The organism is Bradyrhizobium sp. BRP23 (assembly GCF_020194135.1).
Lineage (GTDB): Bacteria > Pseudomonadota > Alphaproteobacteria > Rhizobiales > Xanthobacteraceae > Bradyrhizobium > Bradyrhizobium yuanmingense.
The window spans coordinates 800,382-827,364 of record NZ_JADYVW010000001.1; the positions used below are offsets into that span (position 1 = coordinate 800,382).

Below are 26,983 nucleotides of genomic sequence, written 5' to 3' on the forward strand. Positions count from 1 at the left end.
AAACATTGTAGCTAATTGTTGCGGCACGTAGCGGACCTGGCATTCATCGAGCGGCATGGCTCGTGCGATGATGGGATTGTCGGGGGAACGACGCTGCGCGTGCCTCAAAAATGACGACAACAACCTTCGTGAAATCTTCGCGCCGAACGAATAGTCTAAACCCATGCGACATCTTCTCCGCCTGGCTTGCTTCGTCCTCGCTCTCACCGGCACCCTCCCCGCTGCGGCCCAGAGCGCAGCCCCCGTCGAGCTGCGCATTCTCGCGATCAACGATTTCCATGGCCATTTGCGGCCGCCGCCGGGCGGCATCCGCATCAACGACCCCGAGGACAAGTCCAAGAAGGTGACGGTGGCGGCCGGCGGCGCCGAGTACATGGCGACGCTGCTGAAGCAGCTGCGCGAAGGACACAAGAACGCCATCTTCGTCGCCGCAGGCGACCTGATCGGCGCGAGCCCGTTTCTGTCGGCGATGTTTCACGACGAGCCCTCGATCGAGGCGCTCTCGATGATGGGCCTTGCGATCAGCTCGGTCGGCAATCACGAATTCGACGAGGGCAACACCGAGCTTCTGCGCATGCAGAACGGCGGCTGTCATCCCGTCGACGGCTGCCAGGGGCCGCATCCCTTCACGGGCGCCAAATTCCGTTATCTCGCGGCCTCCACCGTCGAGACCGCGACCGGCAAGAGCGTGCTGCCGCCCTACGAGATCAGGGAGTTCGACGGCATCCCCGTCGGCTTCATCGGCCTGACGTTGAAGGAGACCGCCGGCATCGTCTCGCCCGCGGGCATCGCCGGGCTCGAATTCCGCGACGAGGCCGAGACGGTGAACGCGCTGGTGCCGCAGCTGAAGTCGCGCGGCGTCGAAGCGATCGTGGTGCTGATCCACCAGGGCGGCGAGCCCGCCGGCGACTACAATGAATGCCCTGCCATCACGGGACCGATCGTCGACATAGTCAGGAAGTTCGATCCTGCCGTCGACGTCGTCGTCAGCGGCCACACCCATCGCGCCTACATCTGCAATATCGACGGGCGGCTCGTCACTAGCGGCGACAAATACGGCACACTCGTCACCGCGATCGACCTCAAGCTCGATCCTGTGACTCGCGATATCGTCGCCGCCAAGGCCGAGAACGTCATCGTCGCCAATGCTTCGCTGGCCAGGGATCCCGAGCAGACCGCGTTGATCGACGCCTACGACAAGCTCTCCGCGCCGATCGCCAACCGGCCCGCCGGCTCAGTGACGCAGACATTGTCGCGCGTGCCGAACGAGGCCGGCGAAAGCGCGCTCGGCGATATCATCGCCGACGCGCAATTGCTCGCAACGCGCGATGCGAAGGATGGCAGCGCTGTCATCGCGCTCACCAATCCCGGCGGCATCCGCACCGACATCGTTCCGAAGGAGAATGGCGCGATCACGTTCGGCGACGTCTTCGCCAGCCAGCCGTTCCGCAATCGTCTTGTCACCATGACGCTGACGGGCAGCCAGCTCAAGGACTTGCTCGAGCAGCAATGGCTGGACCCGAAGCGGCCGCGGATTCTCCAGGTGTCGAACGGCTTCAGCTATACCTGGGATGCTTCAAAACCGTTCGGCGAGCGCGTCAGCCTGGAGAAGATGACACTCAACGGCAGGCCGATCGAGCCAGGAAGCGGCTACCGCGTCACGCTCAACGATTACCTCGCCGTCGGCGGAGACGGGTTTACCGTCGCGAAACAGGGCACCGCGCCACAATACGGCGGTTACGATGCGGACGCGCTGTTCGCGTTCTTCCGGGCGCACGGGCCGGTCGGTCCGCTGCCGCCCCGGCGCATCCTGCGGGTGAATTGATCCGGATCAAGCGGGCAGCCCTTTGCCATTCCCGGCCAAGCGCTTAGATTGGATTTTGCATTGCGTTTTGGCGCCGGATGCGCCAACGACGGCAAAAGCCCGTTTTCCGTGAGGCCGACCTGATGAGCACGCTTCTCCTTTCCCACAAGGCCTGCCTCGACCATGTCACGCCGCCGGGACACCCTGAGAGGCCGGATCGCCTGCGCGCGGTGGAGGAAGCCTTGTCGCATGAGCGCTTCCAGTTCCTGGCACGCGAGGAGGCGCCGGAGGGCGATCTCGATCTCGTCACGCTCTGCCACAACGAGCATTACGTCACCGAGCTGCGCCACATCGCGCCCACCAGCGGTCAGGTCTACATCGACGGCGACACCTCGATGTCCCCCGGCACGTGGGAGGCGGTGATGCGCGGCGTCGGCGGCGCGGTTGCGGCGACCGAAGCGGTGATGGCCGGCGAGCATCGCAACGCCTTCGTCGCGGTCCGCCCGCCCGGACATCACGCCGAGATCGGCAAGCCGATGGGCTTCTGCTTCTTCGACAACGTCGCGATCGCCGCGCGCCACGCCCAGCGCAAATACGGCATCAAGCGCGCGGCCATCGTCGACTTCGACGTGCATCACGGCAACGGCACGCAGGACATCTTCTGGTCGGACCCGACCGTGATGTACTGCTCGACGCACCAGATGCCGCTGTTTCCGGGCACCGGCGCCAAAAGCGAGCGCGGCGATCACGACACCATCGTCAATGCGCCGCTCGCCTCCGAGGACGGCGGCCCGGAATTCCGCGTCGCGTTCGAGAATCTGATCCTGCCGCAGCTCGAGAAATTCAGCCCGGAGCTCTTGATCATCTCGGCCGGCTTCGACGCGCATTATCGCGATCCCCTGGCTTCGCTGAACCTGCGCGCGGAGGACTATGCCTGGGTGACGCGCAAGCTGATGGATCTCGCCGACAAGACCGCCGGCGGCCGCGTTGTTTCGGTGCTCGAGGGCGGCTATGACCTGCAGGGACTCAAAGAATCTGTTACGGCGCATGTCGGCGCCCTGATGGGCGCTTGAGGCACCCGCCACATTACGCCCGCAAAACTCTGCTTTCTCCAAGGTGAAGCGAATCGGGCAATCGGAAACGGATATGGCCGAAAACACTCAAGTCGACGTCTCCAGGCTCACCTTCGAGCGCGCGATCGAGGAACTCGAAACGATCGTGAAGCGGCTCGAGGACGGCAAGGTGCCGCTCGAGGAATCCGTGACGATCTACGAGCGCGGCGAGGCCCTGAAGCGGCGCTGCGAGGAATTGCTGCGCCAGGCCGAGGCGCGCGTCGACAAGATCACCACCGATGCCAGCGGCCAAGCCACCGGCACGGCCCCGCTCGACGTCCAGTAATTAAGAGTGCTCTCCCGCTCAGTCATCTGCCCCCGCAGGGCCGCGCAAGACCGCGACGCAGGTCCGCGTAGAATGTGTTCGCGGTAAGCGTGGCCGCTGCGTCCTTATCGCAGTGCGCAGCTCCCGGCCGGCATGCGGTTCCCTGGCGGTGGATACGTCCCTGCCTTCGAATCGGGTCGTTGAGAGCTAGAAAAGCCCATACTCGGGCCAAAAAGCCTGCCAAGAACCGAGCAAGGCCGGAACCCCTTATCCCGCCCCGAGGTTAACCACTTCTGGTCCGCGAGTTGCACCTGCATACCCCTAATCGGCCCAGCGGGTTGGCTTTGGTCTAAGCTTTGGTGTAAAGCTGCGCGGAGTGTGGCTTTTTGTAAGCCTTGCGTGGGCACCGATTACCGACGACAAGTGCTTCAAACTGCTGATGAAATTGGCTTGGGACGGACGAAGCCGATCTAAGTGACAGGGATCACAGAGACTGAACCGGAGCACACTTAAGCTTACCTAAGCTTGAAGGCGGGGCCTTGCCCCGTGCAGGTGGCTCCGACGGTTATAGGACTCGCGCTGCGCCGATATTGTGCAAACCCATCGCGCACCGGAATGACCTTCCGGTGCTGACAAATTGGAAATCGCCGTGAACGCATACAGTAAGACGCCGCTTCTCGACACCATCCGGACGCCGGAAGATCTGCGCAAGCTCAAGGTCGAGCAGGTTCGCCAGGTTGCCGACGAGCTGCGGCAGGAGACCATCGATGCCGTCTCGGTGACCGGCGGTCACTTCGGCGCGGGCCTCGGCGTGGTCGAGCTCACCACCGCGATCCATTACGTCTTCGATACGCCGCGCGACCGGCTGATCTGGGACGTCGGCCACCAGGCCTATCCGCACAAGATCCTCACCGGCCGGCGCGACCGCATCCGCACGCTGCGCACCGGCGGCGGCCTGTCCGGCTTCACCAAGCGCAGCGAGAGCGACTACGATCCGTTCGGCGCCGCGCATTCCTCGACCTCGATCTCCGCCGGCCTCGGCATGGCCGTGGCGCGCGACCTCTCCGGCGGCAAGAACAACGTTATCGCCGTGATCGGTGACGGCGCGATGTCGGCCGGCATGGCCTATGAGGCCATGAACAATGCGGGGGCGATGAACTCGCGCCTGATCGTCATTCTCAACGACAACGACATGTCGATCGCGCCGCCGGTCGGCGCCATGAGCGCTTATCTGTCGCGCCTCTATTCCGGCAAGACCTATCGCACGCTGCGCGATGCGGCCAAGCAGATCAACAAGCGCCTGCCCAAGATCCTCGCCAACCGCGCCAATCGCGTCGAGGAATATTCCCGCGGCTTCATGATGGACGGCGGCACGCTGTTCGAGGAGCTCGGCTTCTACTATGTCGGCCCGATCGACGGCCACAACCTCGACCATCTCCTGCCCGTGCTGAAGAACGTCCGCGACATGGAGACCGGTCCGATCCTGGTCCACGTCGTGACGCAGAAGGGCAAAGGCTACGGCCCCGCGGAAGCCTCCGCCGACAAGTACCACGCCGTCGTCAAGTTCGACGTCGCGACCGGTACGCAGGCCAAGGCCAAGCCGAACGCGCCGGCCTATCAGAACGTGTTCGGCCAGAGCCTCGTCAAGGAAGCGCAGAAGGACGACAAGATCGTCGCCATCACCGCGGCGATGCCGTCGGGCACCGGTGTCGACATCTTCAACAAGGCCTTCCCCGACCGCACCTTCGACGTCGGCATCGCCGAGCAGCACGCGGTGACCTTTGCCGCGGGCCTTGCGACCGAAGGCTACAAGCCGTTCTGCGCGATCTACTCGACCTTCCTGCAGCGCGGCTACGACCAGATCGTCCACGACGTCGCGATCCAGAGCCTGCCCGTCCGCTTCGCCATCGATCGCGCCGGCCTCGTCGGCGCCGACGGTGCGACCCATGCCGGCTCGTTCGACAACGCCTATCTCGGCTGCCTGCCCAACATGGTGATCATGGCGGCGGCGGATGAAGCCGAGCTGGTGCACATGGTGGCGACCCAGGTTGCGATCGACGACCGTCCGAGCTCGCTGCGCTATCCGCGCGGCGAAGGCCGCGGCATCGAGATGCCCGAGGTCGGCATTCCGCTCGAGATCGGCAAGGGCCGCGTGATCCGCCAGGGCAGCAAGATCGCGCTGCTCTCCTTCGGCACCCGTCTCGCCGAATGCGAGAAGGCCGCCGACGAGCTCGCCGCCCACGGGCTGTCGACCACGATCGCCGATGCGCGCTTCATGAAGCCGCTCGACACCGAGCTGGTCCTCAAGCTCGCGCGCGACCACGAGATCCTGATCACGATCGAGGAAGGCTCGATCGGCGGCTTCGGCTCGCATGTCGCGCAATACCTGACCGATCAGGGCGTGCTCGACACCGGCATGGTCAAGTTCCGCTCGATGGTGCTGCCCGACGTGTTCCAGGATCACGACACCCCGGCCGCCATGTACGCCCGCGCCGGCCTCGACGCCAAGGGCATCGTCGCCAAGGTGTTCGAGGCGCTCGGCAAGGATGTGAAGACCGAGACGGTCAAGCTGGCTTGATTGTCGCGGCAGACGCTGAACCCCACCTCTCCCGTAGGGAGAGGTCGGATTGCTCCTGGCGATGCGAAGCATCGTCCAGTGCAATCCGGGTGAGGGGCTCAGATCCCACGTGAGAGCGTAACCCTCACCCGCGCCTTTGGCGCGACCTCTCCCCTTGGGGGAGGTTTTGCACCGCCGACGTCGCGGCAACTCCGATGCCTTCTCAATCGGTCGTGCGATGAAAATCTATCTGGCAGGCCCCGACGTGTTCCTGCCGGATGCCGTCGAGATCGGCCGGCGCAAGGTCGAAATCTGCGCCGCGCACGGGCTTACCGGGCTCTACCCCCTCGACAACGCGATCGACCTCACCGCGCGCGACGCTTCGCGGCAGATTTTCTGCGGCAACGAGGCGATGATGGACGCGGCCGATGCCATCATCGCCAACCTCACGCCGTTCCGCGGCGCCGGCGCCGATCCCGGCACCGTCTACGAGCTCGGCTACATGGCCGGCCGCCGCAAATTCTGCCTGGCTTATTCCAACGATGGCGCCGTCTATGCCGACCGCCTCAGTCGCTTCATGGACGTCGTGTCCGAGGATGGTCGGCTGGTCGATGCCCAGGGGCTGGCGGTCGAAGATTTCGGCCTCGTCGACAACCTCATGATGATCCATGCGCTGGAGCTGCACGGCTGCCCGCTGGTGACGCCGGCCACTATGCCGACCGACGTCTGGCACGATCTCACCGCGTTCGAGACTTGCGTCCGGATGGCGGCCGCGCGATTGATCGCTACATAAGCTTTTTAGTCGTCCGTCGGAGATCCGATGCCCCCTGCCCGCAAGCGCGCGGATGTATTGCTGGTCGAGCGCGGCCTGTTCGAGAGCCGGGCGCGGGCCCGCGCGGCGATCGAGGCCGGCCTCGTCACGGCCGACGACAAGCAGGTCGCAAAGCCGTCGGAGACGATTGCCGAGGACGCGGTGATCCAGGCCGAGCCGGCGCACCCTTACGTCTCCCGCGGCGGCGTCAAGCTCGCCGGGGCGCTGGAGCGGTACCCGATCGAGATCGAGGACCATGTCTGCCTCGACGTCGGCGCATCCACCGGCGGCTTCACCGAGGTGCTGCTGGCGAACGGCGCGAGCCTGGTGTTCGCCATCGATGTCGGAACCAGCCAGCTGCATCCCTCGCTGCGCGATCATCCCAAGATCGTGTCGATGGAGGAGACCGACATCCGCAGCTATGAGGGCAAGCGCCTGCCGGCGCGGCCCGATGTCGTCGTCATCGACGTCAGCTTCATCTCGCTGAAATCAGTGCTGCCGGTAGCTCTGTCGCTGGCAGCCGCGCCGATGAGCCTGCTGGCGCTGATCAAGCCGCAATTCGAGGCGGAGCGGAAGCACAACAAGAAGGGCATCATCCGCGATGCCGCCGTGCACCGGGAGATCTGCGACGACATCGCAGCCTTCGCGGCTTCGCTCGGCTGCACCGAGATCGAGATATTCCCCTCGCCGATCACGGGCGGCGACGGCAACATCGAATTCTTCCTGGGCGCGCGCCGTGGTTGAGCGCATCACGATCGATCATGTCGGCCATCGCGGCGACGGCGTCTGCCTCGACGCCGGCGAAGCAATCTATGTGCCTTACACGCTCGGCGGCGAGACCGTCGAGGTCGATCACGTCGCAGGCCATCATCCCGACCGCCGCAAGCTGCTGGCAGTTGAAGTCGCCAGCCCGGAACGCGTCGAGCCGTTCTGTCCGCATTTCGGCGTGTGTGGCGGCTGCGCCATCCAGCATTGGGCGACCGAGCCGTATCGGGCCTGGAAGCGCAACATCGTGATCGAAACGCTGGCGCAGGCCGGCATCGATTGCGAGGTGGCGCCGCTGGTCGACGCCCACGGCGCCGGGCGCCGGCGCATCACGCTGCACGGCCGGTTCGGCACGCACGACATCCTCAAGGTCGGCTTTTCGGCTGCGAGCTCGCACGACGTCATCCCGATCCATCGTTGTCCGATCCTCGATCCCGCGCTCGAGGGCGCACTCGACGCCGCCTGGGCACTCGCCGAGCCGCTGACGTCCAAGATGGCAGTGACCAAGCCATTGGATATCCAGGTCACCGCGACCGCCAACGGGCTCGATGTCGACGTGCGCGGCTCGGGCCCGCTGCCGACGGCGCTGGTCACGGCGCTGTCGCGCGTCGCCGAGCAGCACCGTCTGGCGCGGCTGACACGGCATGGCGAGCTGGTGCTGCAACGCCTGCCGCCGACGGTGAGGATGGGCCGCGCCGAGGTGACGCTGCCGCCGGGCTCGTTCCTGCAGGCGACGGTGGCCGGCGAGGAGACGCTTGCCGCGCTCGTCGCCGAGCGCATCGGCAAAGCCAAGGAGGTGCTCGACCTCTTCTGCGGCGTCGGCCCGTTTGCGCTCAGGCTCGCGGAGAAGGCCCGCGTCACCGCCTATGACAGTGACGCCGGCGCCATCGCGGCGCTGGCGAAAGCTGCGCGCACACCTGGCTTGAAGCCGATCAAATGCGAGCCGCGCGATCTGTTCCGCCGCCCGCTGATGCCGCAGGAGCTGCGGGACTTCGACGCCGTGGTGTTCGACCCGCCGCGCCAGGGCGCGCAGGCGCAGGCGCTGAAGCTTGCGGCGAGCAAGGTGCCGATCGTGATCGCCGTGTCCTGCAACGCCGCGACCTTTGCCCGCGACGCACGGCTCCTGATCGACGGCGGCTACCGGCTGGAGTCCGTGGTGCCGGTCGACCAGTTCCGCCACACGCCGCATGTCGAGCTGGTGGCGCGGTTCAGCCGCTGACGCGGGCGGCTACGCCGAGGCCTCGAACTGCGGCTGCCATCGCAACAGGTAGGACTGCAGCGAGCGCACTGCGATTGCCAGCAGGATGCCGACGAACATCATGACGAAGATGGCTACCATCATCTCGCTGGCATTGGCCCGCGCCTCAGCTTCGATGATGAGCTTGCCGAGACCGCGTTCGGCGCCGATGAACTCGCCAACGATCACGCCGATCAGCGCGAAAGAAACGGCCGGCAAGAGCGAGGCAAACACCCAGGCGAGCGCGGATGGGATCACGACCGTGCGCAGCACCGTGAATTCGCTGGCGCCGAGCAGGCGGGCGGCAGCGATCTGGTCACGGTCGATCGCACGCGTTCCCTCGAAGGTGTTGAAGAACACCACGAAGAACACGACGAGCCAGGCGGTTGCGATCTTGGAGAGGTCACCGAGGCCAAAAATAAGGATGACGAGCGGGACCAGCGCAATGCGCGGTATGGAGTTGAGCGCCACGATGTAGGGGCTGAACACGCGAGAGAGGAAATCGGAACGGCCGAGCACCAGGCCGGCCGCGATCCCGCTCGCCGAGCCGAACAGAAAGCCCCACCAGGTGTTCTTCAACGTGACGAGTGTGGCAAGCCATAGATTGTTGTCGCTGCCCTTGATGCAGGCGGTAAAGCCGGTCGCGTCTGCGAAGCAGCCAAGCCGCAAGAAACTCTGCCAGATCAGCGACGGCTTGGCGACGAAATAGGGATCGAGGATTTTCGGCACGTAGGCCTTCGGCAGCAACGTCTTGCTCCATTCGAAGCCCCATTGCCAGACGACGAGAACGACTGCGAGAATGGCCAATTGCCAGAACAGGATGACGGTGCGGCTGTTGGACATGATCAGTCGGCCCTGGTGCGGCGGAATTCTTCGCCGAGGGAATGCCAGATGTGGGAATAGAGCCGGGCGAACTCGGCCGTCTCACGCACGGCCACGGGATCGCGCGGACGCGGAATGGCGACGTCGAAGTCTTCCTTGAGACGCCCGGGGCGCGCCGAGAGCAGAATGATGCGGCTCGCCAGCGTCAAGGCTTCGCCGAGATCGTGAGTCACAAACAGAACGGTCTGCCGCTCGCGTTCCCAGATCTCCAGCAGCGTCTTGTGCATCTCGAGCTTGGTGTGGGTGTCGAGCGCGCCGAACGGCTCGTCCATCAGCAGGATCTCGGGCTCCAGGATCAGCGTGCGCATTAAGGCGACACGCTGGCGCATGCCGCCGGACAGCATGCGCGGGAAGCTCTGCGCAAAGCCTGCAAGGCCGGCCTTCTCGATGGCGGTGGCAACGCGCGCGGCGCGCTCGCTCTTTGGCACTCCCGCGATCTCCAGCCCATAGCCGATGTTCTGCTCCACGGTCCGCCACGGAAACAGCGTATCGCGCTGGAAGACATAGCCGACCCTGGGGTTGACCTCGCCGGTCTCGACCGTGTCCTGGTCGATCAGGATGCGTCCGCCGGAGCGCGGCAACAGCCCCGCGACCATATTGAGAATGGTGCTTTTGCCGCAGCCGGATGGACCGAGCAGCGCGACGAACTCGCCCTGCTTGACCTCGAAGGAAACGTCATCCACCGCCACGAACTCGCGGCCGGACGCGTTGAAGCGTTTGGACAGCCCCTGCACGGCAATGCGCGTGCGCGCAACGGCTGCTCGATCCTGATCGCGCGCGAGCGCGAGGCCTTGGCTTGGCGCGGCGATCATTTGTATTTCGCCCTGGCCGCCTGAAGGAAGCTCATGTCGACCGCATCCTCGTACCTGGTTTCGGGAATATCGGTTCCTTTGCGGTACCAGGGCTTGGCGCCGCGTTCGAACGACGCCTTGTCAATGACGCCGTCATAGGCCCAGGTCGACTTGTCGAAGCCGAGCTCGGCGCTGACCGCATCGGGATCTATCCCTGAAAAATACTTCGGCGTGACCAGCGCCTGCACCTCCGCGAGCGGCGTCGCCTTCACAAAAGCCATCGCCCGGTAGATCGCGTTGACGTAGGCCTGCACCATCGCCTTGTCCTGCTGGACCGTGTCCTGGAGCGTATAGATCACCAGCACGGGCAACGTCCCGCCGAAATCCTTCTCGAACACGCCAGGCTTCGACGTGTCGTAGATCGTCCGGCCAAAACCCTTCTTCTCGACCTCGACGATCCAGCTCGGCGGCGCCACGATGGCGTCGAACTGCTTGGTCTGCAGCGATGGGAACATCGTGTTGGGCCCGCCGCCCGCAACCCAGTTCACCTTGTTGCCGAGCCCACGCGCTTCGAACACATAGGTGCCGTACACCCAGGTGCCTGACCCGATGGCGGTCGCGGCAACGATCGGCTTGGCGTCGTCGGGGCGCTTGTAATCCGCGAGCTTTTCGACCGAATTGATGCCGCTCTCGTAGAGGTCCTGCCGGACCACGATGTTGGCGTAGGAGCATACCATCTCGGTCGCGAGCAGCATCTTGCAGGGCTTGCCGCGCGCACCGAGCTGGAGCGGATGGCTGGCATCGCCATGCGCGAACAGCGCCTGCCCCGCCGCCAATGTCTGCCGGCCGAACGTACCGGCATTGCCGGTAACGAGCTTGGAATCGAGTCCTTCGTCCTTGAAGTACCCCTTCAGCTCCGCGATCATGCCGATGGCGTAAACCGGCGACACCGGCCCGAAAGCGAGCGAGACCTGCTTGGCCTCCGCACGCAATGGCCCCGGCAGCAGTGACGCGCCGGCCCATGCAGACCCCGCGAACAGCGCCTGGCGTCTAGAAATGCTCATGTGATCCTCCTCCCTTGGTTCTTGTTCAATCGCGCGGTCCGTCAGGACGGCGGGACCTTGATTGTCCCTGCTTGTCGCAGCTGTTCGATCTCATCCGGCGGCATCCCGATCTCGCGCAGGATCTCGCCGCTGTGCTCGCCGATACCGGGTGGATCGTAGCGGTTGGACAGCCGCTTTCCGTCCATGGCAATCGGCAACAGCGGTGTCTTGACCTCATTACCGTCAGGCAAACGGATGTCAGTCAGGCCGCCGGATTGGTTGAGATGCGGATCATCGAAGAGATCGCCGGGCTTGTTCACCGGTGCGTAGGGCAGATCGAGCTGCTCGAGCCGCGCGGCGAGATCGGCCTTGTCCCATTGCTTGAAGATATTTGCGATTTCCGGGATCAACCAGCCGCGATGATCGACCCGGTCATTGCTGGTGGCAAAGCGTGGATCGGAGAGCCAGGCTTCGCGATCGAAGGCGCGGCAGAACGCTTCCCATTGCTCTTCACCGACGATGGTGACGAACAGTTTCGAACCATCCCTGGTGTCGAAGAGGTCGTAGACGGGCCACGGGCTGTCCTTGATCGAATAGGGGATCGATGGCTGCCCGCTGACCACCTCGCACATCATCGCCTGGGCCATCAGGAACACGTTGTTCTCATACAGCGCACTCTGGATGTAGCGGCCCCGGCCGGTACGCTGCCGCTCGGCGAGCGCGGCCTGGATCGCGATCACACCGAACATGCCGCCCATGACGTCATTGACCGAGGCGCCGGCGCGCATCGGCCTGTCGGGCAAACCGGTCATGTAGGCGAGGCCGCCCATCATCTGCACGACTTCGTCGAGCGCCAGGCGGTTCTCGTAAGGACCAGGCAGATAGCCCTTGAGCGAGCAATAGATCAGGCGCGGTACGAAAGCCGCGACGCTCTCGTAGTCGAGACCAATCCGCTTCAACAGGCCCGGCCGGAAGTTCTCGATCAGCACGTCGCTGTGCTCGAGCAGTCTGCGTGCGATGTCCTGGCCCTGCGCTGTCGACGTGTCCAGAGCGATGCTGCGCTTGTTGCGGCTGTAGGTCGCAAAGAAGCCGGCGGCAGGTCCCTTGAAGGCGCGGGTACGGTCACCCTTGGGCGGCTCGACCTTGATCACGTCGGCACCGAGATCGGCCAGGATCAAGCCGCAGCTCGGCCCCATCACCATCTGACTGAACTCGATGACCCGAAGGCCTGCCAACGGACGAAGCTCAGATCCCGTCTCACGCACAGCCATGGTCATGCCGCGCTCCGCAGGAGCTTGGGAATTCCGGCCTCGTGCAGATGCCCGGTCAGATGGTCTGCGGGGATGTCGCGGGCGAGAATCTCGCGGGTCTGCATCAGGCGGTCGAGGTCGATGCCGGTGGAGAGCCCCATGCGCTCCAGCATGAACACCAGATCCTCGGTGACGATGTTACCGCGTGCGCCCGGAGCGAAGGGACATCCGCCGAGGCCGGATACGGCGGCATCGAAACGGCGAATGCCCGCTTCAAGGCCGGCGACGGCATTGGCCAGGCCGGCGCCGAGCGTATCGTGCAGATGCAGCCGCAGCGTCATTTGCGACCCGAGCTCGCGCTGCACCGCCCCGACGATCTGCCGGATCGATTTCGGCGTCGCATAACCGACGGTGTCGGCAAGCCCGATCTCGTCGGCACGCGCTTCGGCAAAAGCGCGCGCAACCCGGCACACCGCCGCTTCGCTCACCTCCCCTTCCAGCGAGCAGCCGAAGGAGGTGGAGATCGCCCCCATCAAGCGCGGCCGCTGCCCCAACGGCTGGGCGTCGATCGCAGCGCGGACTGCGCGAAACCCGTCGACCTGCTCGTCGACCGAGCGGCGCACGTTTGCGCGGTTGTGCGTCTCGCTGGCCGAGATGACGAAATAGACGGCGTCGACGCCGGCGCCGATGGCGCGCTCGGCGCCCTTCGGGTTCGGCACCAGCGCACCGATGAGAGTCGATTTGTGCATGAGCGCATGCGCCATCACCGCATCAACGTCGGCGAATTGCGGCACGACCTTCGGCGGGACGAACGACCCGGCATCGATCTCGCGTATGCCCGCGGCGGCGATCATGTCGATCAACGCGCATTTGGCCTCGGTCGGAACGAAGATGTCCAGGTTCTGAAGACCATCGCGGGGCGCGACCTCGCAAATGTGGACATCGGGCTCGCGGGCCATGTGGGTCTCCCTGGGGACGATTGTATATTGTTGCATAAAAGAACAATCCATGAGACAGTCTGTCAAGCCCTAAAACTTGCGTGCACTGCGATGAGCGCCACCGATAGTTCCCGACCGCGCAGCGACAAGAACGGTTCCGAGCGGGCCGAGCAGCTCGCCGGCCTGATCATGGCGCTAGCCCGCCGCGAAGGCATGAAGGCCGGAGACCGCTTGGTTGAACAAAGGCTTGCGGATGCGCTGGATCTTTCACGCGCGCCGATCCGGCTCGGCCTGAAGGCCCTGGAAGCGGCGGGGCTGGCGCGCGGCGAGCCGCATCGCGGCTTCGTGCTGGCGAAGAATCCGACCAGCGGCGCCGCCCAACCGGCGCTCGCGGCCGTCAGGCGCGGCGAGCAGGTTTATACGGCCATCGCAGGGGACGTGCTCGCGAGCCGACTCCCAGCCGACGTCACGGAGGCGGAGCTCTTGCGCCGCTATGATCTGAGCCGCGCGGAGTTGCAGCGGCTGCTGGACCGTATCGCCGCCGAGGGCTGGATCGCACGCCTGCCCGGCTATGGCTGGCGTTTCGCGGAGACGGTCTCGAGCCCCGAAGCGCAGGCGCAGGCCAAGGCGTTTCGCGCGGTGATCGAGCCGGCGGCGATCGCACAGCCCGGCTTTGCACTGCCCCAGGAGGTGATCACACGCCTGCGTGAGCGCCAACAGCGGGTCTTCGACGGCGAAATCGAGAAGATGACGATTGGCGAGATCTTTCACTCCGGCTGCGAATTCCACGAGGAGATCATCCGCGGAACAGGCAATCCATTCTTCCTCGAAGCGCTCAAGCGTGTGAACTCGATCAGGCGCCTGTTCGCCTATCGCAGCTTCGCCGATCGTGACGGCATGAGGCGGCACGTGCGCGAGCATCTGCGCCTGCTCGACGTTCTGGAAGCGCGGCGCTACAGCGAAGCCGCCGACCTGATGACCCGGCACCTGCAGCGTCCGCTGGTCGCCGGCGTATCGTGATCCTACCGACCTTGATTCCGGTCAATCTTCTCGGCGCCGCCTGGCGCTAAGAATGCCTCATCATGGGGTGTGGAGCGGAAGTCCGTGGCCAACCGGCGACAATTCATCACGACCGCGCTCGGGCTTTCTGCGGCAGCGATCGGCAGCCCTTCCGCCGCGCTGGCGGCGATGACCTATGACGAGGCCATCAACGCGTCACGGGCTCCGCTGCGAGCAGCGCCCAGGGATCGCGAGCTCGTCCGGTTTGCGACGCTTGCGGCCAACAGCCACAACACCCAGCCGTGGATCTTCGCCGTCCGCGGCAATGTCATCACGATTGCGCCTGACGTCGCGCGGCGCTGTCCGGCCGTCGATCCCGACGATCATCATCTCTTCGTCAGTCTCGGCTGTGCCGCCGAAAACCTCATCCTCGCCGCGGCCACGCTGGGCTGGCGCGCCGATCCGGTCGTCGACGGCGATCGCATCGTGATCACGCTCGACGAGGCCGCTCCTGCCGCATCGGCCCTGGCCGATGCAATTCCCGTCAGGCAATGCACCCGCGCGGCCTTCGCCGGCAAGCCTGCCGCGCCCGAGATCCTGCGCCAGCTCGAGAACGCCTGCCGGCAACCCGGCGTCGCTGCGATCCTGATCACCGAGCGTGCCGGAATGGCTGAGGTCGCCGACTATGTGCTCGAAGGCAATTCGGCGCAGATGCGCGACAAGGCCTTCATGCGCGAGCTCGTCGACTGGATCCGCTTCAACGAGGCAGAGGCGGTCGCGACCATGGACGGGTTGTTCGCGCCCGCATCGGGAAATCCTGCGCTGCCGTCCTGGATAGCCCGGCCGCTTCTGAAGCTGTTCTTCACCGAGAGCGGAGAAAACAAGAAATACCGCGAGCAGCTCGACAGCTCGACCGGTGTCGTCGTGCTTGCTGCCGATCGCAGCGACACCTCGCACTGGATCGCGGTCGGCCGCGCCTGCCAGCGCTTCGGCTTGCAGGCGACCGCGCTGGGACTGAAATATTCCTTCGTCAACCAGCCGGTCGAGGTCGCAGCACTGAGGCAGCAATTCGCGATCCGGCTCGGCCTCGGCGAACGACGCCCCGACATCGTGATGCGCTTCGGCACCGGACCCGACTTGCCGAAATCGCTGCGGCGTCCGCCGGAGCTGGTGATGCGATCTTAACGCCGAAGGCCACCCAGGGCCGGGGACTCGCCGGGCAGCATGTTCGATCTGATGTCGCTGTCCATGCGGCCCGAATCCTGCTGGGTATAGCCGACGCCGAACGACAGGCTGAGATTTGAGGTCGGCTTGAATTCGACACCCGCAAACCCGCCATAGCCGGGTCCGGCGCCGGAGGTCAGCGGCGCCAGCGAGCTGCCGATGCCGTTGCCGTATTTCAGCGTGTCGAAGCCGGCAAAGAAGGTGACGGGCATGCCACCGCCGGTCTTCATCTGATAGCCGAATTGCGTGCTGTCATAAGAGAGCGCGCTGAAATTGCCGAGCGAGCTTGCCTGGTTGAAGCCGCTCCATCCGAAGTCGCCGCGTGCGCGACCGATGAAGAAGCCGTTCGCAGAGCCCGTGCGCCAATCGGCCTCTCCGGCGTTGAAGCTCGCAAAGTTGCCATAGCTGTCGGAGCTCAGGCCGGCAGCGCCGCCAAGGCCGAAAGGCCCGCCGGGAATCCAATATCGCAGCGGCGCCACTTGCGCGTGAACCGGCGCTCCGCCGAGGCAGAACACGGCGAGAGCTGCAAGAGCGCATGAGCGTGCAAGGTCGAACATTCCAGCTACCGTCTAAAAGCCCTTAAAACTATACTCCTCGACCATCATCAATGCCAGCGGAGTGACCGCGCCGGCCCTCGCGGCCGCAGGTCTTTCGGGGAACCGCACCTGATGCCGGACGATCCGCTGCTCACCCGCCTGACATCCGTTGTTGCCGATGTACCTGGCGTTCAAGCTGTCGTACTCGGCGGCTCTCGCGCGCGGGGCCGCGCGCATGCGGCCTCGGACTACGATATCGGACTCTATTTCAAGTCAGCGCTGGACATCGGACGGTTGCTGGCCGCCGCGAAGACGATCGCGGACGATCCCGCCGCCACGACGGTGACGCCCGTCGGAGAATGGGGGCCCTGGATCGTCGGCGGCGCCTGGCTTTCGGTGGGAGGCTGCAAGGTCGACCTGCTCTATCGCGACGCCGACGCGGTCGAGGCCGTCATGGAATCCTGCGGCGCCGGCGTGGTCACCATGGACTACCAACCCGGCCATCCACATGGCTTCTGCTCGGCGATCTGGATGGGCGAGATCGCATATTGTCAGCCGCTGCACGATCCGACCGGCCTGATTGCCCGATTCAAGTCGATCGCACTTCCCTATCCGGAGCCACTGCGCAGCGCCCTGATCCGGCGCTTCCAATGGGAAGTACTGTTCAGCATCGAAAATGCCGAGCTCGCGGCCGCACGCAACGAGCGGACCCACGTCGCGGGCTGCCTTTACAGATCGCTCGCCTGCGTCGCGCAGGTTCTGTTCGCACTGAACGAGCGCTATCTAATCAACGAGAAGGGGGCGCTGCAGGAGGCAGCCGGCCTGCCGCTGACGATTCCACACCTGGTGGAGCAGGCCGACGAAATCTGGCGACTCGTCGCTGATGGCGGTTTCGCGCAGGCCTGCGCAATGCTGCGGCAGGTCGACCGAGAATTGAAGGCGCTGGCTCACCCCGGCGGAACAGCGCCGTAAAGGGTGGTTATGCGGTCTTGTCGACCGAAGACGACGAATCCGCCGGCGGATATTTCGTCACCGGCACCATGAAGGATTTGGTGCCGACCTGGTAGATGATCTTGCCGTTCTGCCCGTCGTCGCTTGCGATCTGCGTCTGTCCGAACATGATGACGTTCTTGTAGACGAAGCCGGTGCCCTTGCGGGTGACGCCGTCGGTGGTGACGCTGACCTCGGCCTCCTTGCCATTGACGGACAGCACCTTGAAGCTCGCGCTCTTGCCGTTCTCGCTGGAATAGCCGCCCCAGCTTCCCATCAGGCGGCTGTCGGACGCGGGCGGGTCCTGCTTTTGCAGATTTGCAGTCTGCTTGCCGACGCCCCCGAACGAGAACAGCATCACCATGTTCTTGCCGTCCTTGGTGCCGACCGTGACCCCGCCGAAGGTGATGAGCGTGCCCTGAACCTCGCCGAAGCCGCGCTCGGTGCGTCCGTTGTGGGTGTACTCGACCTGCGCCCGGGCGCCGCGGATGTTGACGACCTTGAAGCCGACGGGCTGGTTGTTGCCCACCCAAGTGCCCTTCCAGTCACCGAGCAGAGCGCTCTGGCGATACAGCCGCTCGTTGGCGGGCGAAATCTGGCTGGTGCTCGATGTGACGATGGCCATTGGATTGCTCGGACGGGCCTCACAAACCCGCTTTCGCTGGCTTGGGCAGGTCAGGATGCCGGCGGGAACGAACAGTAACGATGCGATTAGGGCCACGCACCCGTTAACGAGCCGTTAAGCGCGCGCGTCGGCCGGGCGGGCAAAAGATCTCAGCCGGAACTGGCGTGATGCCACCGGAAAAAACCGCCCCCTCACCGCCCCCAGCGATCGGACCAGATCTTCTCGCCGATGAGGCAATTGACGCGCGGCTCCTTGTCGGCAACCGGCATCACGGGCCGCTCCGGGGTGCGGCCGGCGATTTCCATCAGCAGCTTGGTGCGGATCGCTTCCTTGAACTTGTCGCGCTCCTTGATCGTGATGACGAAGGACCCCGGCCCTCCGATGACGCAGTCCTCGTAATAAAGATCGAGATTGTCGATATCCATGGTCGAATAGGACGGCTCCTTGACCATGATCGGCAGGCCGTTGATGACGATGCCTTTCTCCAGCGCGGCGTCACGCGCCATCGTGACCGGGCCGCCATTGTTGTTCGGACCGTCGCCGGAAATGTCGATGACGCGGCGCAGGCCGCGATAGGGATCCTCGTCGAACAGCGGCATCGCGAAGTTGATCGCGCCTGATATCGAGGTGCGCGAAGCGCGCCGGATCGGCGTCTTCATGATCTCGGCGGCAACCGCGTCCGCCGTCTCCGGACCATCGATCAGCCGCCAGGGAATGATGATCTTCTGGTCGCTGGAGGCGGCCCACTCGAAATAGGTCACTGCGATGCGGCCGTTCGGGCCGAGCTTCAGCGCCTGCAGGAACTCCTTCGACTGGATCGCCTGTGCATAGCCCTCGCGCTGGATCGCGAGCTCGTCCATGTCCATCGAGTAGGACACGTCGACCGCGAGGATCAGCTCGACATCGACGCTCTGCGCGTCCTTGTCGGCCGCAAGCCGCTGCGGTTGAGTTCTGGGCGATTCGAATTTGGGTCCTGGTGCCGCGATGCCCGCGACGTCCCCTCCGGCGAACATGCCGGCCACCAGCACAGCCCCGATCGAGAACAGCAAACGCATCGCAGTCTCCCGTCGTATGACGCGATGGTGACATGCAATCGGCTTGCCGCAAAGGCCGAAGATCGCTTGTGCTTCACATTCGAGTTAGGAATTCACACGTTACGCAAGTCTGCCGCCATGTTGCCGCGCTTGCGTCGGGAACAGGGGCGATCTCAAGAGCCGTCGTTCCGGGACTCGCGAAGCGAGGGCCCGGAATCCAGCTGCCGGCGGAGGCACGCGACCCCGCCCACTTGTCCGGCACGATTTCCATGCTAGGTTGGTCGCAGATGGGGATGGAGTCCCCCGACAACCGCCCGGCGATCGATGACCTCATGGGCTGATGACTCCTGCTCGAGGAGAGGCAATCTTGGGCCTCTGCCTTTGGCGGGAGCATGGACACACCCGCCGATGGCGGGTTTTTTGTTGCCTGCTGGCGGCCGGCAGGCGAATGCGAGGGGACCACGAAGACGTGACGATGACGACACCGAATGCCGTACGTACCACACTGCCCAGAGGGATCTGGGTGCTCGGCTTTGTCTCGATGTTCATGGACATCTCCTCCGAGATGATCCACGCGCTGCTGCCGGTCTATCTCGTCACCGTGCTCGGCGCCTCCACCCTCACCGTCGGCTTCATCGAGGGCATTGCCGAGGCGACCGCCTCGATCACCAAGATCTTCTCCGGTGCGCTGTCGGACTGGCTCGGCCGCCGCAAACTGCTCGCCGCGCTCGGCTATGGGCTGGCCGCCTTCACCAAGCCGCTGTTCCCGCTCGCGCCCAGCGTCGGATGGCTGGTAGCGGCGCGCTTCATCGATCGAGTCGGCAAGGGCATTCGCGGCGCGCCGCGCGATGCGCTGATCGCCGATATCGCCCCGGTCGGCCTGCGCGGCGCGAGCTTTGGCCTGCGGCAATCGCTCGACACGATCGGCGCCTTCGTCGGGCCGCTCGTGGCCATCGGCCTGATGTGGTGGACGGCCGACAATTTTACCCTCGTGTTCTGGGTGGCGGTGCTGCCGGCCTTCCTGTCCTTCGGGCTGATCGCGTTCGCGGTGAAGGAGCCGGAGCCCGATCCGAGCCGGAAACGTGCGGAAAATCCGCTCAATCTCGCCGCAATGCGCCAGCTCGGAGCGGTCTATTGGCGCGTCGTCGCCGTGGGCGTCGTGTTCACGCTCGCGCGCTTCAGCGAGGCCTTCCTAATCTTGCGCGCACAGAACATCGGGCTCGACGTGATGTGGGTGCCGGCTGTACTGGTGCTGATGAACGTCGCCTATGCACTGTCGGCCTATCCGGCCGGCGTGCTGTCGGACCGGATCAACCGGACCGGCCTGCTCGCGCTCGGCCTGGTCTTCCTCGCCGCGGCCGACCTCGCGCTGGCGCTGCTCCCGAGCCTTGCGGGCCTCGCGCTCGGAGTCGTGCTGTGGGGACTCCATATGGGACTGACGCAGGGCCTGCTCTCGGCCATGGTCGCCGATGCCGCCCCGCCAAGCCTGCGCGGCACCGCCTTCGGCTATTTCAACCTGTTCACCGGGCTTGCCTTGCTGGCTGCGAGCGTGATCGCGGGTGCGCTGTGGGACGCCTATGGACCGGCGGGAACGTTTCTTGCCGGGCTTGGATTCGCGCTGGTTTCGCTGGTGGGGCTGCTCGCCGTCGGCAAAGGTCTGGCCACCGAGGGCAAGTGAAGCAAATGGCGAAGTGGGGAACGAGACATTGAACATTCAATACATCCTCGCCGTTGCCGGCGGCGGAGCGCTCGGCGCGGTCATACGCTATCTCGTTGCGATCGGGTCGGGCCGCGCGTTCGGTACGGATTTTCCGTGGGGCACGCTGATCGTCAACGTCACCGGATCGTTCCTGATCGGCATTTTCACCGCGCTGTTCGCGACCAAATGGAACCTGCCGCAGGCTGCGCGGATGTTTCTGACGGTCGGAGTTTGTGGCGGATACACGACGTTCTCGACGTTCTCGCTGGATGCCTGGTATCTGATCGAGCGCGGCCAGACATGGGCATCTGCCGCCTACATGATTGCGTCGGTCGTGCTGTCGGTGGGCGCTCTGATCGCCGCATTACAGCTCGTTCGCGCACTTCCGTAACTCGCGCAGGCGCAAGTCGTGCATTCCTGCCCAGCCGCGACGGCATAGTGGCGAGCGGCCGCATATCTTGGAGCGCTCCCCGCTTCTGCGGTATGATGTGTTGGCTGGTGGCTCATTCGAGCCTGGGCGTTTCGGGACACGATGAACGACACCGTCACCAAACCGAAAACCAGGACCAGGACCAAGGTCGAGCGGCCGAAGCTCCACAAGGTCATCCTGATCAACGACGACTACACGCCGCGTGAATTCGTCACCATGGTGCTGAAGGCCGAATTCCGCATGACCGAGGATCAGGCCTACAAGGTGATGATCACCGCGCACAAGCTGGGCGCCTGCGTGGTGGCCGTATTCACCAAGGACGTCGCCGAAACCAAGGCAACGCGCGCCACCGATGCCGGCCGCGCCAAGGGCTATCCGCTATTGTTCACGACGGAGCCGGAGGAATAGGCTTCATCCTGCGACGATGAATGTCCTTCAGCTCAGTGCACATCACGCCATCACCACCGGCGTCTCCTCCGCCAGCCCGTAGACGCGCTGCGCCTTGGAAAATCCTGCGATCGGAAACTCGCCGAGCTGGTGCCAATCATGGCGGCAGACATTGGCAAAACCTTCCGAGGCGACGACGGTCCGCCCCAGGCGCCCCGTGATCTTCTCCAGCCTTGCCGCGAGATTGACCGCCGGGCCGATGCAGGTGAAGTCGAGGCGGTTGCCGCCGCCGATGTTGCCGTAAAGGATGTTGCCGACATGCAGCGCGACGCCGAAGCGGAAGCGCTCGACGGCCTCGCCCACCGGAAAGGCGAGCGCCTCGACGCTGGCGCGCGACTCGCGCGCGGCCTCCAGCACCCGCGCGCAGACATGAGCGGCATCGCCGACATATTCGTCGATCGGGAACACGGCGAGCAGGCCGTCGCCCATGAACTTCAGCACCTCGCCGCCATGGTCTCGGATCGCCGTGACCTGGCAGTCGAAATAATGATTGAGGATCTGGACAACCGTCTCGGGCGGCAGCCGGTCCGACAGCGCGGTGAAGCCGCGCAGGTCCGACAGCCAGATCGCCGCCTGCATGGTGTCGTTGTGACCGCGGCGGATCTGGCCGCCGAGGATGCGCGCGCCGGCGCGATTACCGACATAGGTGTCGAGCAGCATCTCGGCGGTGCGGCGCATAGTGATGATCTCGCTGATGCGTGCGAGAGGCGCTATGAGAGCTCGGATGGCTGCGATGTCGTCGTCGCTGAAGCCGCCGGGCTGCCGCGTGATCCAGCTCGTCGCGTGAATGGAGCCGTCGAGAAAAGGCACCGGCACCGCGATATAATCGGTCGCGCCTTCGGCGTGCATGTCCTCGAGGAACGGAAATCGCTTGCTGTCGGGGTCGCCTGCGCGGCCCCTGACCTCGATGCTCTGCTCGAAAACCACGCGAAGCGGGCTGTGGGCGAATTGGGGCGTGTCCAGGATCTCAAAATCGACGCTGCCGATTTCAACTCCCTCGCCCTGCCGCCAGATGAAGTTGCGGCCGAAGACTTCGGGATGCAGCGTGCGGATGAAGATGCCGAACCGCCACAGCGGCAGGCCGGCCGCGACCAGACGTTCACAGAAATCGGCAATCCCTACGGCCGACTCCTGAGCCGCCCAAGTGCCGTCGATCAGCCAGTTGGAGATGCGCTGAAGCTCGGAGCTGTTCATGGCCGCATTTGCGGACGAAGTTGCAGGGCCGTCAAGCTGCGCGGTGGACTAGTACCGCGAGTTCAACGCCCGACCTGTCCGCGATCGCGCAGGAAGTGATCGGCCAGCACGCAGGCCATCATGGCCTCGCCGACGGGGACGGCGCGGATGCCGACGCAGGGATCGTGGCGGCCCTTGGTGAAGATCTCGGTCTCGGTGCCTTGCCGATCGACGGTGAGACGCGGCTGCAGGATCGACGAGGTCGGCTTCACCGCGAAACGTACCACCACGGGCTGCCCGGTGGAGATACCGCCCAGCACGCCGCCGGCGTGGTTGGAGAGGAAGCGCGTGCCGTCATTGCCGGAGCGCATCTCGTCGGCGTTCTGTTCGCCCGTCAGTTCTGCCGCACCAAAACCGGCGCCGATCTCGACGCCCTTCACCGCGTTGATGGTCATCATCGCGCCCGCCAGATCGGAATCGAGCTTGGCGTAGATCGGCGCGCCGAGACCTGCCGGCACGCCCTCGGCGACGACCTCGATCACGGCGCCGATCGAGGAGCCGCTTTTGCGGATGCCATCGAGATAGGTCTCGAAGAACGCGGCCTTGTCCTTGTCGGGACAGAAGAAGGGATTCTTGGCGACCTCGTCCCAGTCCCACTTGTCGCGGTCGATCTTGTGCGGGCCGATCTGCACCAGGGCGCCTCGCACCTTCACATCCGGCAGCACTTTCCGCGCGATGGCGCCTGCGGCAACGCGCATCGCGGTCTCGCGCGCCGAGGAGCGCCCGCCGCCGCGATAATCGCGCAGGCCGTACTTCGCCTCATAGGTGAAGTCGGCATGACCGGGACGAAACTTGTCCTTGATCTCGGAATAATCCTTCGAGCGCTGGTCGGTGTTCTCGATCAGAAGGCCGATTGGCGTGCCCGTCGTCACCTGAGCGCCGGTCTCGGGATGGGCCATCACGCCGGACAGGATCTTCACCTGGTCCGGCTCCTGGCGCTGGGTGGTGAAGCGCGACTGGCCGGGACGGCGCCGGTCGAGATCCCGCTGGATGTCGGCCTCGGTGAGCGGGATCATCGGCGGGCAGCCGTCAACCACGCAGCCGATCGCCACCCCATGGCTCTCGCCGAAGGTTGTGACGCGGAACATGTGGCCGAAAGTGTTGAAGGACATCGCTGCTCGCGGGTTCGTAAGTCAATGCTGACTTAACTCGCCCTGAAATAGGGGTCAAATATCGGCGAAGCCTTCATGGCCGGGCTTGTCCCGGCCATCCACGTTCTTGGTGGCTGCGAGCACGAAAGTCCGTGGATGCCCGGGACAAGCCCGGGCATGACGGCGGGGGCGAGGCAGCGCTCCGGGCTAACTAAACTTCTCCAACCGCCCGTCACGGAACACATAGACGGCGCCCTGCTCGATATAAAGCTCGGCGGCGCTCGCGGGCGTCTCGAGGCCCAAGGCCACCATCAGAGCTCGGCAGGTCCCGCCATGGGCCACTGCGACGGTGTCGGACAGGAGCTGGTCGTACCAGGTGCGCACGCGGACCTGCACGTCGGCGTAGGTCTCCCCGCCCGCAGGCCCCACGGTCCATTTGTCGGCGAGGCGCCTTGCATAGATGTCCGGATCCCTCGCCTCACTCTCGGCCAGCGTCAGCCCCTCCCAGGTGCCGTAGCCGATCTCGCGCAGACGATCGTCGAGCGCGTAATCGGCAGGCGGCAATTCGAGCTTGCCGCGCGCGAGCTCCATGGTCTGGCGCGCACGGCCGAGCGGGCTCGACACGTAAGCCAGCGCGGCCTTGTCGCGCCCGTCGCGCTTGAACAGTTCGGCGAGAATGCCGCCGGCCTGCACGGCCTGGCTGCAGCCGCGCGCGTTCAGCGGAATGTCCCTGGTGCCCTGAAGCCTGCCGAGCGCATTCCACTCGGTCTCGCCGTGGCGAAGATAGTAGATCGTAGGCTTGGGCATTTCAGTTAGAGGCTAGTCCTTCCCGCCAAGCGAGATATCAGGCGCATCCGGCCGCTTCATGCCGAGCACGTGATAGCCGGAATCGACGTGGTGCACCTCGCCGGTGACGCCGCGCGATAGGTCGGAAAGGAAATACAGCGCGCTGCCGCCGACGTCTTCGGTGGACACGTTGCGCCGCATCGGCGCGTTGGTCTCGTTCCACTTCAGGATATAGCGGAAGTCGCCGATGCCGGACGCCGCCAGCGTCTTGATGGGACCTGCCGAGATCGCGTTGACGCGAATGTTCTTCTCGCCGAGATCGGCAGCGAGATAGCGCACGCTGGCTTCCAGCGCCGCCTTGGCCACGCCCATGACGTTGTAATGCGGCATCCACTTCTCGGCGCCGTAATAGGAGAGCGTGATCAGCGAGCCGCCATCCGTCATCAGCTTCTCGGCGCGCTGCGCCACCGCCGTGAACGAATAGCAGGAGATCAGCATCGACTTCGAAAAATTCTCCTGCGTGGTGTCGACGTAGCGGCCGTCGAGTTGCTCGCCATAGGCGATCGCATGCACCAGGAAGTCGATCTTGCCCCATTTCTCCTTCAGCACCGCGAAGACGGCATCGATGGTTGCGGCATCGGTGACGTCGCAATGGCCAAGCACGAGGCCGCCGATCTCGGCGGCGAGCGGCTCGACGCGCTTCTTCAGCGCATCGCCCTGATAGGTGAAGGCGAGCTCGGCGCCCGCGGCGTGGCATGCCTTGGCGATTCCCCAGGCGATCGAGCGGTTGTTGGCGACGCCGAGGATGACCCCGCGCTTTCCTTGCATCAGACCCGAATTCTGCGCCATTTTTGCACGTCCCGTCGAACTCTCGTTGAGGTCTGGAGGTACACCAGCCCTCCCCTGCGGTACAGCCCTAATCCGCAGCATTAACGCTGTTTCGAGTGCCGGAATAGCCGTTCCGCTTGGGTGTTATGATCGCTATAGGCGCGCCGAACGCCAGGGATGTCAGGACCGCAATGAGTGCGTTTCGCCAGAGTGTGGAAGCCATGATCCCGGCGTTGCGCCGCTACGCCCGCGCGCTCACACGCGATGCGGATGCGGCCGACGATCTGGTCCAGGATACGTTGGTACGCGCGCTGCGTTCGGAGCGGCTGTTTCTCGGAGGCGACGTCAGGAGCTGGCTCTATACGATCCTGACCAACCTCAACAAGAACCGGCGGCGCTCGCTGGCAAGGCGGCCGCAATTCATGCCGCTGACGGATAACAACCCCGATGCCAGCGGGACCGAGGCCGAAGGACGCGACATCGAGAAGGCACTGGCTACTCTCGTCGAGGAGCAGCGTTCGGTGCTGCTGCTGGTGATGCTGGAAGGCATGAGCTACCGCGAGGTTGCCGACATCCAGGGCGTGCCGATCGGCACCGTGATGTCGCGCCTGGCGCGCGCAAGAGCCCACGTCAAAGCCTCGCTGGAGGGCGAGCGTACGGCGCTCAGGCGGGTGAAATGATGGCCGGGTCGATGCATCGAACGATCTCCGCCCGCAGCCGGATAGTGAGCTGCGCGAAGCTAACTCGCAGAAGGCATTTTGGGCCGCAGAGCCAGAGACGACCGATATGAACGACCGCAAGATTCCAGTAACCGAGGACGAACTGCACGCCTATGTCGACGGCGAGTTGCCGGCCGAGCGACGCGCCGACGTCGAGGCCTTTCTTGCCGCCCACCCCGAGGACGCCGAGCGGGTGCAGTCCTGGCGGACCATGGCCGAGATGCTGCACGCGCGTTACGATTCGATTGCCCATGAACGGGTGCCCGCACGGCTCGAGCTCGAGAGGCTGGAGCGCCGCCCGCGGCAATGGTTTTATGGCGCCGCCGCGGCCGTGCTGGTCGCCTTCGTCGCCGGCGGCACCGCCGGCTGGGTGGCGCATGGCGCCGCCAACGCGCCCTCGACCTTCCGGAGCTTTACGGCGGACGCACTCGACGCCCACCGCCTCTATGTCGTCGAGGTCCGTCACCCCGTTGAGGTCGGCGGCAACGAGCGCGATCACTTGCAGGCCTGGCTGACCCGGCGCTGCGGCTGGACCGTGTTCGCGCCGAACCTGGAGGCCAGCGGGCTGAAGCTGGTCGGCGGCCGGCTGCTACCGGGACCGAACGGTCCGGCGTCGTTCCTGATGTACGAGGGCGCCTCGGGCGAGCGGTACACGATCTACAGCGCCAAGACCGAGAATGGTGCAACGCAAATGCGCTACGCCAAGACGGACAAGGACGGCGCGTTATTCTGGTCCGAGCGCGGCGTCGGCTACGTCGTCAGCGGCAGCAGCGATCGCGAACGGCTGACCAAGGTGGCGCAGGCCGTCTACGACCAAGCAGAGAAAAACGGCACCTAGACAACCGCGCAAGGCCAGTGCCCAGATTCCGTCATCGAAAATTTGGAAT

At 64.9% G+C, this 26,983-nt stretch carries 27 protein-coding genes and 1 riboswitch; of the genes, 15 read left to right on the forward strand and 12 right to left on the reverse strand.

What is annotated here, in order from left to right; genetic code table 11:
• Positions 1-163: 163 nt before the first annotated feature.
• The 7 genes from I6F24_RS03660 to I6F24_RS03690 all read left to right on the forward strand — a co-directional run bounded on the left by I6F24_RS03660 (position 164) and on the right by I6F24_RS03690 (position 8,533).
• A complete protein-coding gene (locus I6F24_RS03660) occupies positions 164-1,825 on the forward strand; it encodes a bifunctional metallophosphatase/5'-nucleotidase (protein ID WP_225150021.1) in 1,662 nt (553 codons plus the stop codon).
• A gap of 122 nt (positions 1,826-1,947) precedes the next feature.
• Positions 1,948-2,877: a histone deacetylase family protein gene (locus tag I6F24_RS03665; protein WP_036004131.1), complete on the forward strand. Its 930-nt coding sequence runs from the start codon at positions 1,948-1,950 to the stop codon at positions 2,875-2,877.
• A gap of 73 nt (positions 2,878-2,950) precedes the next feature.
• Positions 2,951-3,202, forward strand: coding sequence for an exodeoxyribonuclease VII small subunit (locus tag I6F24_RS03670; RefSeq protein WP_008132970.1), 252 nt, complete (start codon positions 2,951-2,953; stop codon positions 3,200-3,202).
• Positions 3,203-3,830: 628 nt separating this feature from the next.
• Positions 3,831-5,759, forward strand: coding sequence for a 1-deoxy-D-xylulose-5-phosphate synthase (dxs, locus tag I6F24_RS03675; protein ID WP_036004129.1), 1,929 nt, complete (start codon positions 3,831-3,833; stop codon positions 5,757-5,759).
• Positions 5,760-5,976: 217 nt separating this feature from the next.
• The gene (locus tag I6F24_RS03680; protein WP_225150022.1) at positions 5,977-6,531 is read left to right on the forward strand and encodes a nucleoside 2-deoxyribosyltransferase; all 555 of its coding nucleotides are present in this window, start codon (positions 5,977-5,979) and stop codon (positions 6,529-6,531) included.
• A gap of 27 nt (positions 6,532-6,558) precedes the next feature.
• A complete protein-coding gene (locus I6F24_RS03685) occupies positions 6,559-7,293 on the forward strand; it encodes a TlyA family RNA methyltransferase (RefSeq protein WP_225150024.1) in 735 nt (244 codons plus the stop codon).
• Positions 7,286-8,533 carry a methyltransferase gene (locus I6F24_RS03690; RefSeq protein ID WP_225150026.1) on the forward strand — a complete coding sequence of 416 codons (1,248 nt, stop codon included), beginning with the start codon at positions 7,286-7,288 and terminating at the stop codon, positions 8,531-8,533. Before I6F24_RS03685 ends, I6F24_RS03690 begins: the two co-directional genes overlap by 8 nt.
• Positions 8,534-8,542: 9 nt before the next feature.
• On the opposite strand, the gene I6F24_RS03695 is transcribed toward I6F24_RS03690, so the two are convergent.
• Genes I6F24_RS03695 through I6F24_RS03715 form a run of 5 tightly spaced genes read right to left on the reverse strand, consistent with a single transcriptional unit; the run spans position 8,543 to position 13,476 of the window.
• The gene (locus I6F24_RS03695; protein WP_225150028.1) at positions 8,543-9,394 is read right to left on the reverse strand and encodes an ABC transporter permease; all 852 of its coding nucleotides are present in this window, start codon (positions 9,392-9,394) and stop codon (positions 8,543-8,545) included.
• Between the two features lie 2 nt (positions 9,395-9,396).
• Positions 9,397-10,245, reverse strand: a complete 849-nt coding sequence (locus tag I6F24_RS03700) for an ABC transporter ATP-binding protein (RefSeq protein ID WP_036004108.1) — start codon at positions 10,243-10,245, stop codon at positions 9,397-9,399.
• Entirely contained in the window at positions 10,242-11,288 is a 1,047-nt protein-coding gene (locus tag I6F24_RS03705; RefSeq protein WP_225143590.1) for an ABC transporter substrate-binding protein, read from the reverse strand. The genes I6F24_RS03700 and I6F24_RS03705 overlap by 4 nt, the downstream gene beginning before the upstream one ends.
• Positions 11,289-11,329: 41 nt before the next feature.
• Positions 11,330-12,544: a CaiB/BaiF CoA-transferase family protein gene (locus I6F24_RS03710; protein WP_225150030.1), complete on the reverse strand. Its 1,215-nt coding sequence runs from the start codon at positions 12,542-12,544 to the stop codon at positions 11,330-11,332.
• Entirely contained in the window at positions 12,541-13,476 is a 936-nt protein-coding gene (locus tag I6F24_RS03715) for a hydroxymethylglutaryl-CoA lyase (RefSeq protein ID WP_225150032.1), read from the reverse strand. The genes I6F24_RS03710 and I6F24_RS03715 overlap by 4 nt, the downstream gene beginning before the upstream one ends.
• Between I6F24_RS03715 and I6F24_RS03720 the strand changes: the two genes are divergently transcribed.
• On the forward strand, positions 13,453-14,475 hold the full coding sequence (locus tag I6F24_RS03720) for a GntR family transcriptional regulator (protein WP_225156177.1): 1,023 nt from the start codon (positions 13,453-13,455) through the stop codon (positions 14,473-14,475). The genes I6F24_RS03715 and I6F24_RS03720 overlap by 24 nt on opposite strands.
• An 84-nt stretch (positions 14,476-14,559) precedes the next feature.
• Positions 14,560-15,639 (forward strand): Tat pathway signal protein, encoded by a 1,080-nt coding sequence (locus tag I6F24_RS03725; RefSeq protein WP_225150037.1) that lies wholly within the window; start codon positions 14,560-14,562, stop codon positions 15,637-15,639.
• On the opposite strand, the gene I6F24_RS03730 is transcribed toward I6F24_RS03725, so the two are convergent.
• Positions 15,636-16,235: a hypothetical protein gene (locus I6F24_RS03730; RefSeq protein ID WP_225150039.1), complete on the reverse strand. Its 600-nt coding sequence runs from the start codon at positions 16,233-16,235 to the stop codon at positions 15,636-15,638. The genes I6F24_RS03725 and I6F24_RS03730 overlap by 4 nt on opposite strands.
• A 111-nt stretch (positions 16,236-16,346) precedes the next feature.
• On the opposite strand from I6F24_RS03730, the gene I6F24_RS03735 reads away from it, so the two are divergent.
• Positions 16,347-17,186, forward strand: a complete 840-nt coding sequence (locus I6F24_RS03735; protein WP_225150041.1) for a nucleotidyltransferase domain-containing protein — start codon at positions 16,347-16,349, stop codon at positions 17,184-17,186.
• Positions 17,187-17,193: 7 nt separating this feature from the next.
• Here I6F24_RS03735 and I6F24_RS03740 read toward each other — a convergent pair whose 3' ends face one another.
• Together I6F24_RS03740 and I6F24_RS03745 are read right to left on the reverse strand one after the other, a co-directional pair.
• Positions 17,194-17,829, reverse strand: coding sequence for a hypothetical protein (locus I6F24_RS03740; protein WP_225150043.1), 636 nt, complete (start codon positions 17,827-17,829; stop codon positions 17,194-17,196).
• 191 nt (positions 17,830-18,020) lie between these two features.
• Entirely contained in the window at positions 18,021-18,884 is an 864-nt protein-coding gene (locus I6F24_RS03745; protein ID WP_036004084.1) for a DUF1194 domain-containing protein, read from the reverse strand.
• A 259-nt stretch (positions 18,885-19,143) separates the two neighbouring features.
• Positions 19,144-19,220: riboswitch (Fluoride riboswitch) on the forward strand.
• Positions 19,221-19,338: 118 nt separating this feature from the next.
• On the opposite strand from I6F24_RS03745, the gene I6F24_RS03750 reads away from it, so the two are divergent.
• The 3 genes from I6F24_RS03750 (at position 19,339) to clpS (ending at position 21,400) form a co-directional block, all read left to right on the forward strand.
• Positions 19,339-20,541, forward strand: coding sequence for an MFS transporter (locus tag I6F24_RS03750; RefSeq protein WP_057027003.1), 1,203 nt, complete (start codon positions 19,339-19,341; stop codon positions 20,539-20,541).
• A 28-nt stretch (positions 20,542-20,569) separates the two neighbouring features.
• On the forward strand, positions 20,570-20,953 hold the full coding sequence (crcB, locus tag I6F24_RS03755; RefSeq protein WP_036026142.1) for a fluoride efflux transporter CrcB: 384 nt from the start codon (positions 20,570-20,572) through the stop codon (positions 20,951-20,953).
• A 141-nt stretch (positions 20,954-21,094) separates the two neighbouring features.
• Positions 21,095-21,400 carry an ATP-dependent Clp protease adapter ClpS gene (gene clpS / locus I6F24_RS03760; protein WP_036004073.1) on the forward strand — a complete coding sequence of 102 codons (306 nt, stop codon included), beginning with the start codon at positions 21,095-21,097 and terminating at the stop codon, positions 21,398-21,400.
• Between the two features lie 42 nt (positions 21,401-21,442).
• Here clpS and I6F24_RS03765 read toward each other — a convergent pair whose 3' ends face one another.
• The 4 genes from I6F24_RS03765 to fabI all read right to left on the reverse strand — a co-directional run bounded on the left by I6F24_RS03765 (position 21,443) and on the right by fabI (position 25,398).
• Entirely contained in the window at positions 21,443-22,633 is a 1,191-nt protein-coding gene (locus I6F24_RS03765; RefSeq protein WP_225150045.1) for an adenylate/guanylate cyclase domain-containing protein, read from the reverse strand.
• A 62-nt stretch (positions 22,634-22,695) separates the two neighbouring features.
• Positions 22,696-23,784, reverse strand: a complete 1,089-nt coding sequence (gene aroC, locus I6F24_RS03770) for a chorismate synthase (protein WP_036026145.1) — start codon at positions 23,782-23,784, stop codon at positions 22,696-22,698.
• 186 nt (positions 23,785-23,970) lie between these two features.
• Positions 23,971-24,570, reverse strand: a complete 600-nt coding sequence (locus tag I6F24_RS03775; protein WP_036004064.1) for a histidine phosphatase family protein — start codon at positions 24,568-24,570, stop codon at positions 23,971-23,973.
• Between the two features lie 12 nt (positions 24,571-24,582).
• Positions 24,583-25,398: an enoyl-ACP reductase FabI gene (gene fabI / locus I6F24_RS03780; RefSeq protein WP_018648668.1), complete on the reverse strand. Its 816-nt coding sequence runs from the start codon at positions 25,396-25,398 to the stop codon at positions 24,583-24,585.
• Between the two features lie 170 nt (positions 25,399-25,568).
• Here fabI and I6F24_RS03785 point away from each other — a divergent pair, with 170 nt between their 5' ends.
• Positions 25,569-26,057 (forward strand): RNA polymerase sigma factor, encoded by a 489-nt coding sequence (locus I6F24_RS03785; RefSeq protein WP_036004059.1) that lies wholly within the window; start codon positions 25,569-25,571, stop codon positions 26,055-26,057.
• Between the two features lie 106 nt (positions 26,058-26,163).
• The gene (locus I6F24_RS03790) at positions 26,164-26,934 is read left to right on the forward strand and encodes an anti-sigma factor (protein ID WP_036004055.1); all 771 of its coding nucleotides are present in this window, start codon (positions 26,164-26,166) and stop codon (positions 26,932-26,934) included.
• Positions 26,935-26,983 lie beyond the last annotated feature (49 nt).

Coding starts and splice junctions, on each gene's coding strand:
- I6F24_RS03660 (WP_225150021.1), top strand. CDS start 164: ATGCGACATCTTCTCCGCCTGGCTTGCTTCGTCCTCGCTCTCACCGGC.
- I6F24_RS03665 (WP_036004131.1), top strand. CDS start 1,948: ATGAGCACGCTTCTCCTTTCCCACAAGGCCTGCCTCGACCATGTCACG.
- I6F24_RS03670 (WP_008132970.1), top strand. CDS start 2,951: ATGGCCGAAAACACTCAAGTCGACGTCTCCAGGCTCACCTTCGAGCGC.
- I6F24_RS03680 (WP_225150022.1), top strand. CDS start 5,977: ATGAAAATCTATCTGGCAGGCCCCGACGTGTTCCTGCCGGATGCCGTC.
- I6F24_RS03685 (WP_225150024.1), top strand. CDS start 6,559: ATGCCCCCTGCCCGCAAGCGCGCGGATGTATTGCTGGTCGAGCGCGGC.
- I6F24_RS03695 (WP_225150028.1), bottom strand. CDS start 9,394: ATGTCCAACAGCCGCACCGTCATCCTGTTCTGGCAATTGGCCATTCTC.
- I6F24_RS03700 (WP_036004108.1), bottom strand. CDS start 10,245: ATGATCGCCGCGCCAAGCCAAGGCCTCGCGCTCGCGCGCGATCAGGAT.
- I6F24_RS03705 (WP_225143590.1), bottom strand. CDS start 11,288: ATGAGCATTTCTAGACGCCAGGCGCTGTTCGCGGGGTCTGCATGGGCC.
- I6F24_RS03710 (WP_225150030.1), bottom strand. CDS start 12,544: ATGACCATGGCTGTGCGTGAGACGGGATCTGAGCTTCGTCCGTTGGCA.
- I6F24_RS03715 (WP_225150032.1), bottom strand. CDS start 13,476: ATGGCCCGCGAGCCCGATGTCCACATTTGCGAGGTCGCGCCCCGCGAT.
- I6F24_RS03730 (WP_225150039.1), bottom strand. CDS start 16,235: ATGTTCGACCTTGCACGCTCATGCGCTCTTGCAGCTCTCGCCGTGTTC.
- I6F24_RS03735 (WP_225150041.1), top strand. CDS start 16,347: ATGCCGGACGATCCGCTGCTCACCCGCCTGACATCCGTTGTTGCCGAT.
- I6F24_RS03740 (WP_225150043.1), bottom strand. CDS start 17,829: ATGGCCATCGTCACATCGAGCACCAGCCAGATTTCGCCCGCCAACGAG.
- I6F24_RS03745 (WP_036004084.1), bottom strand. CDS start 18,884: ATGCGTTTGCTGTTCTCGATCGGGGCTGTGCTGGTGGCCGGCATGTTC.
- I6F24_RS03750 (WP_057027003.1), top strand. CDS start 19,339: ATGACGACACCGAATGCCGTACGTACCACACTGCCCAGAGGGATCTGG.
- clpS (WP_036004073.1), top strand. CDS start 21,095: ATGAACGACACCGTCACCAAACCGAAAACCAGGACCAGGACCAAGGTC.
- I6F24_RS03765 (WP_225150045.1), bottom strand. CDS start 22,633: ATGAACAGCTCCGAGCTTCAGCGCATCTCCAACTGGCTGATCGACGGC.
- aroC (WP_036026145.1), bottom strand. CDS start 23,784: ATGTCCTTCAACACTTTCGGCCACATGTTCCGCGTCACAACCTTCGGC.
- I6F24_RS03775 (WP_036004064.1), bottom strand. CDS start 24,570: ATGCCCAAGCCTACGATCTACTATCTTCGCCACGGCGAGACCGAGTGG.
- fabI (WP_018648668.1), bottom strand. CDS start 25,398: ATGGCGCAGAATTCGGGTCTGATGCAAGGAAAGCGCGGGGTCATCCTC.
- I6F24_RS03785 (WP_036004059.1), top strand. CDS start 25,569: ATGAGTGCGTTTCGCCAGAGTGTGGAAGCCATGATCCCGGCGTTGCGC.
- I6F24_RS03790 (WP_036004055.1), top strand. CDS start 26,164: ATGAACGACCGCAAGATTCCAGTAACCGAGGACGAACTGCACGCCTAT.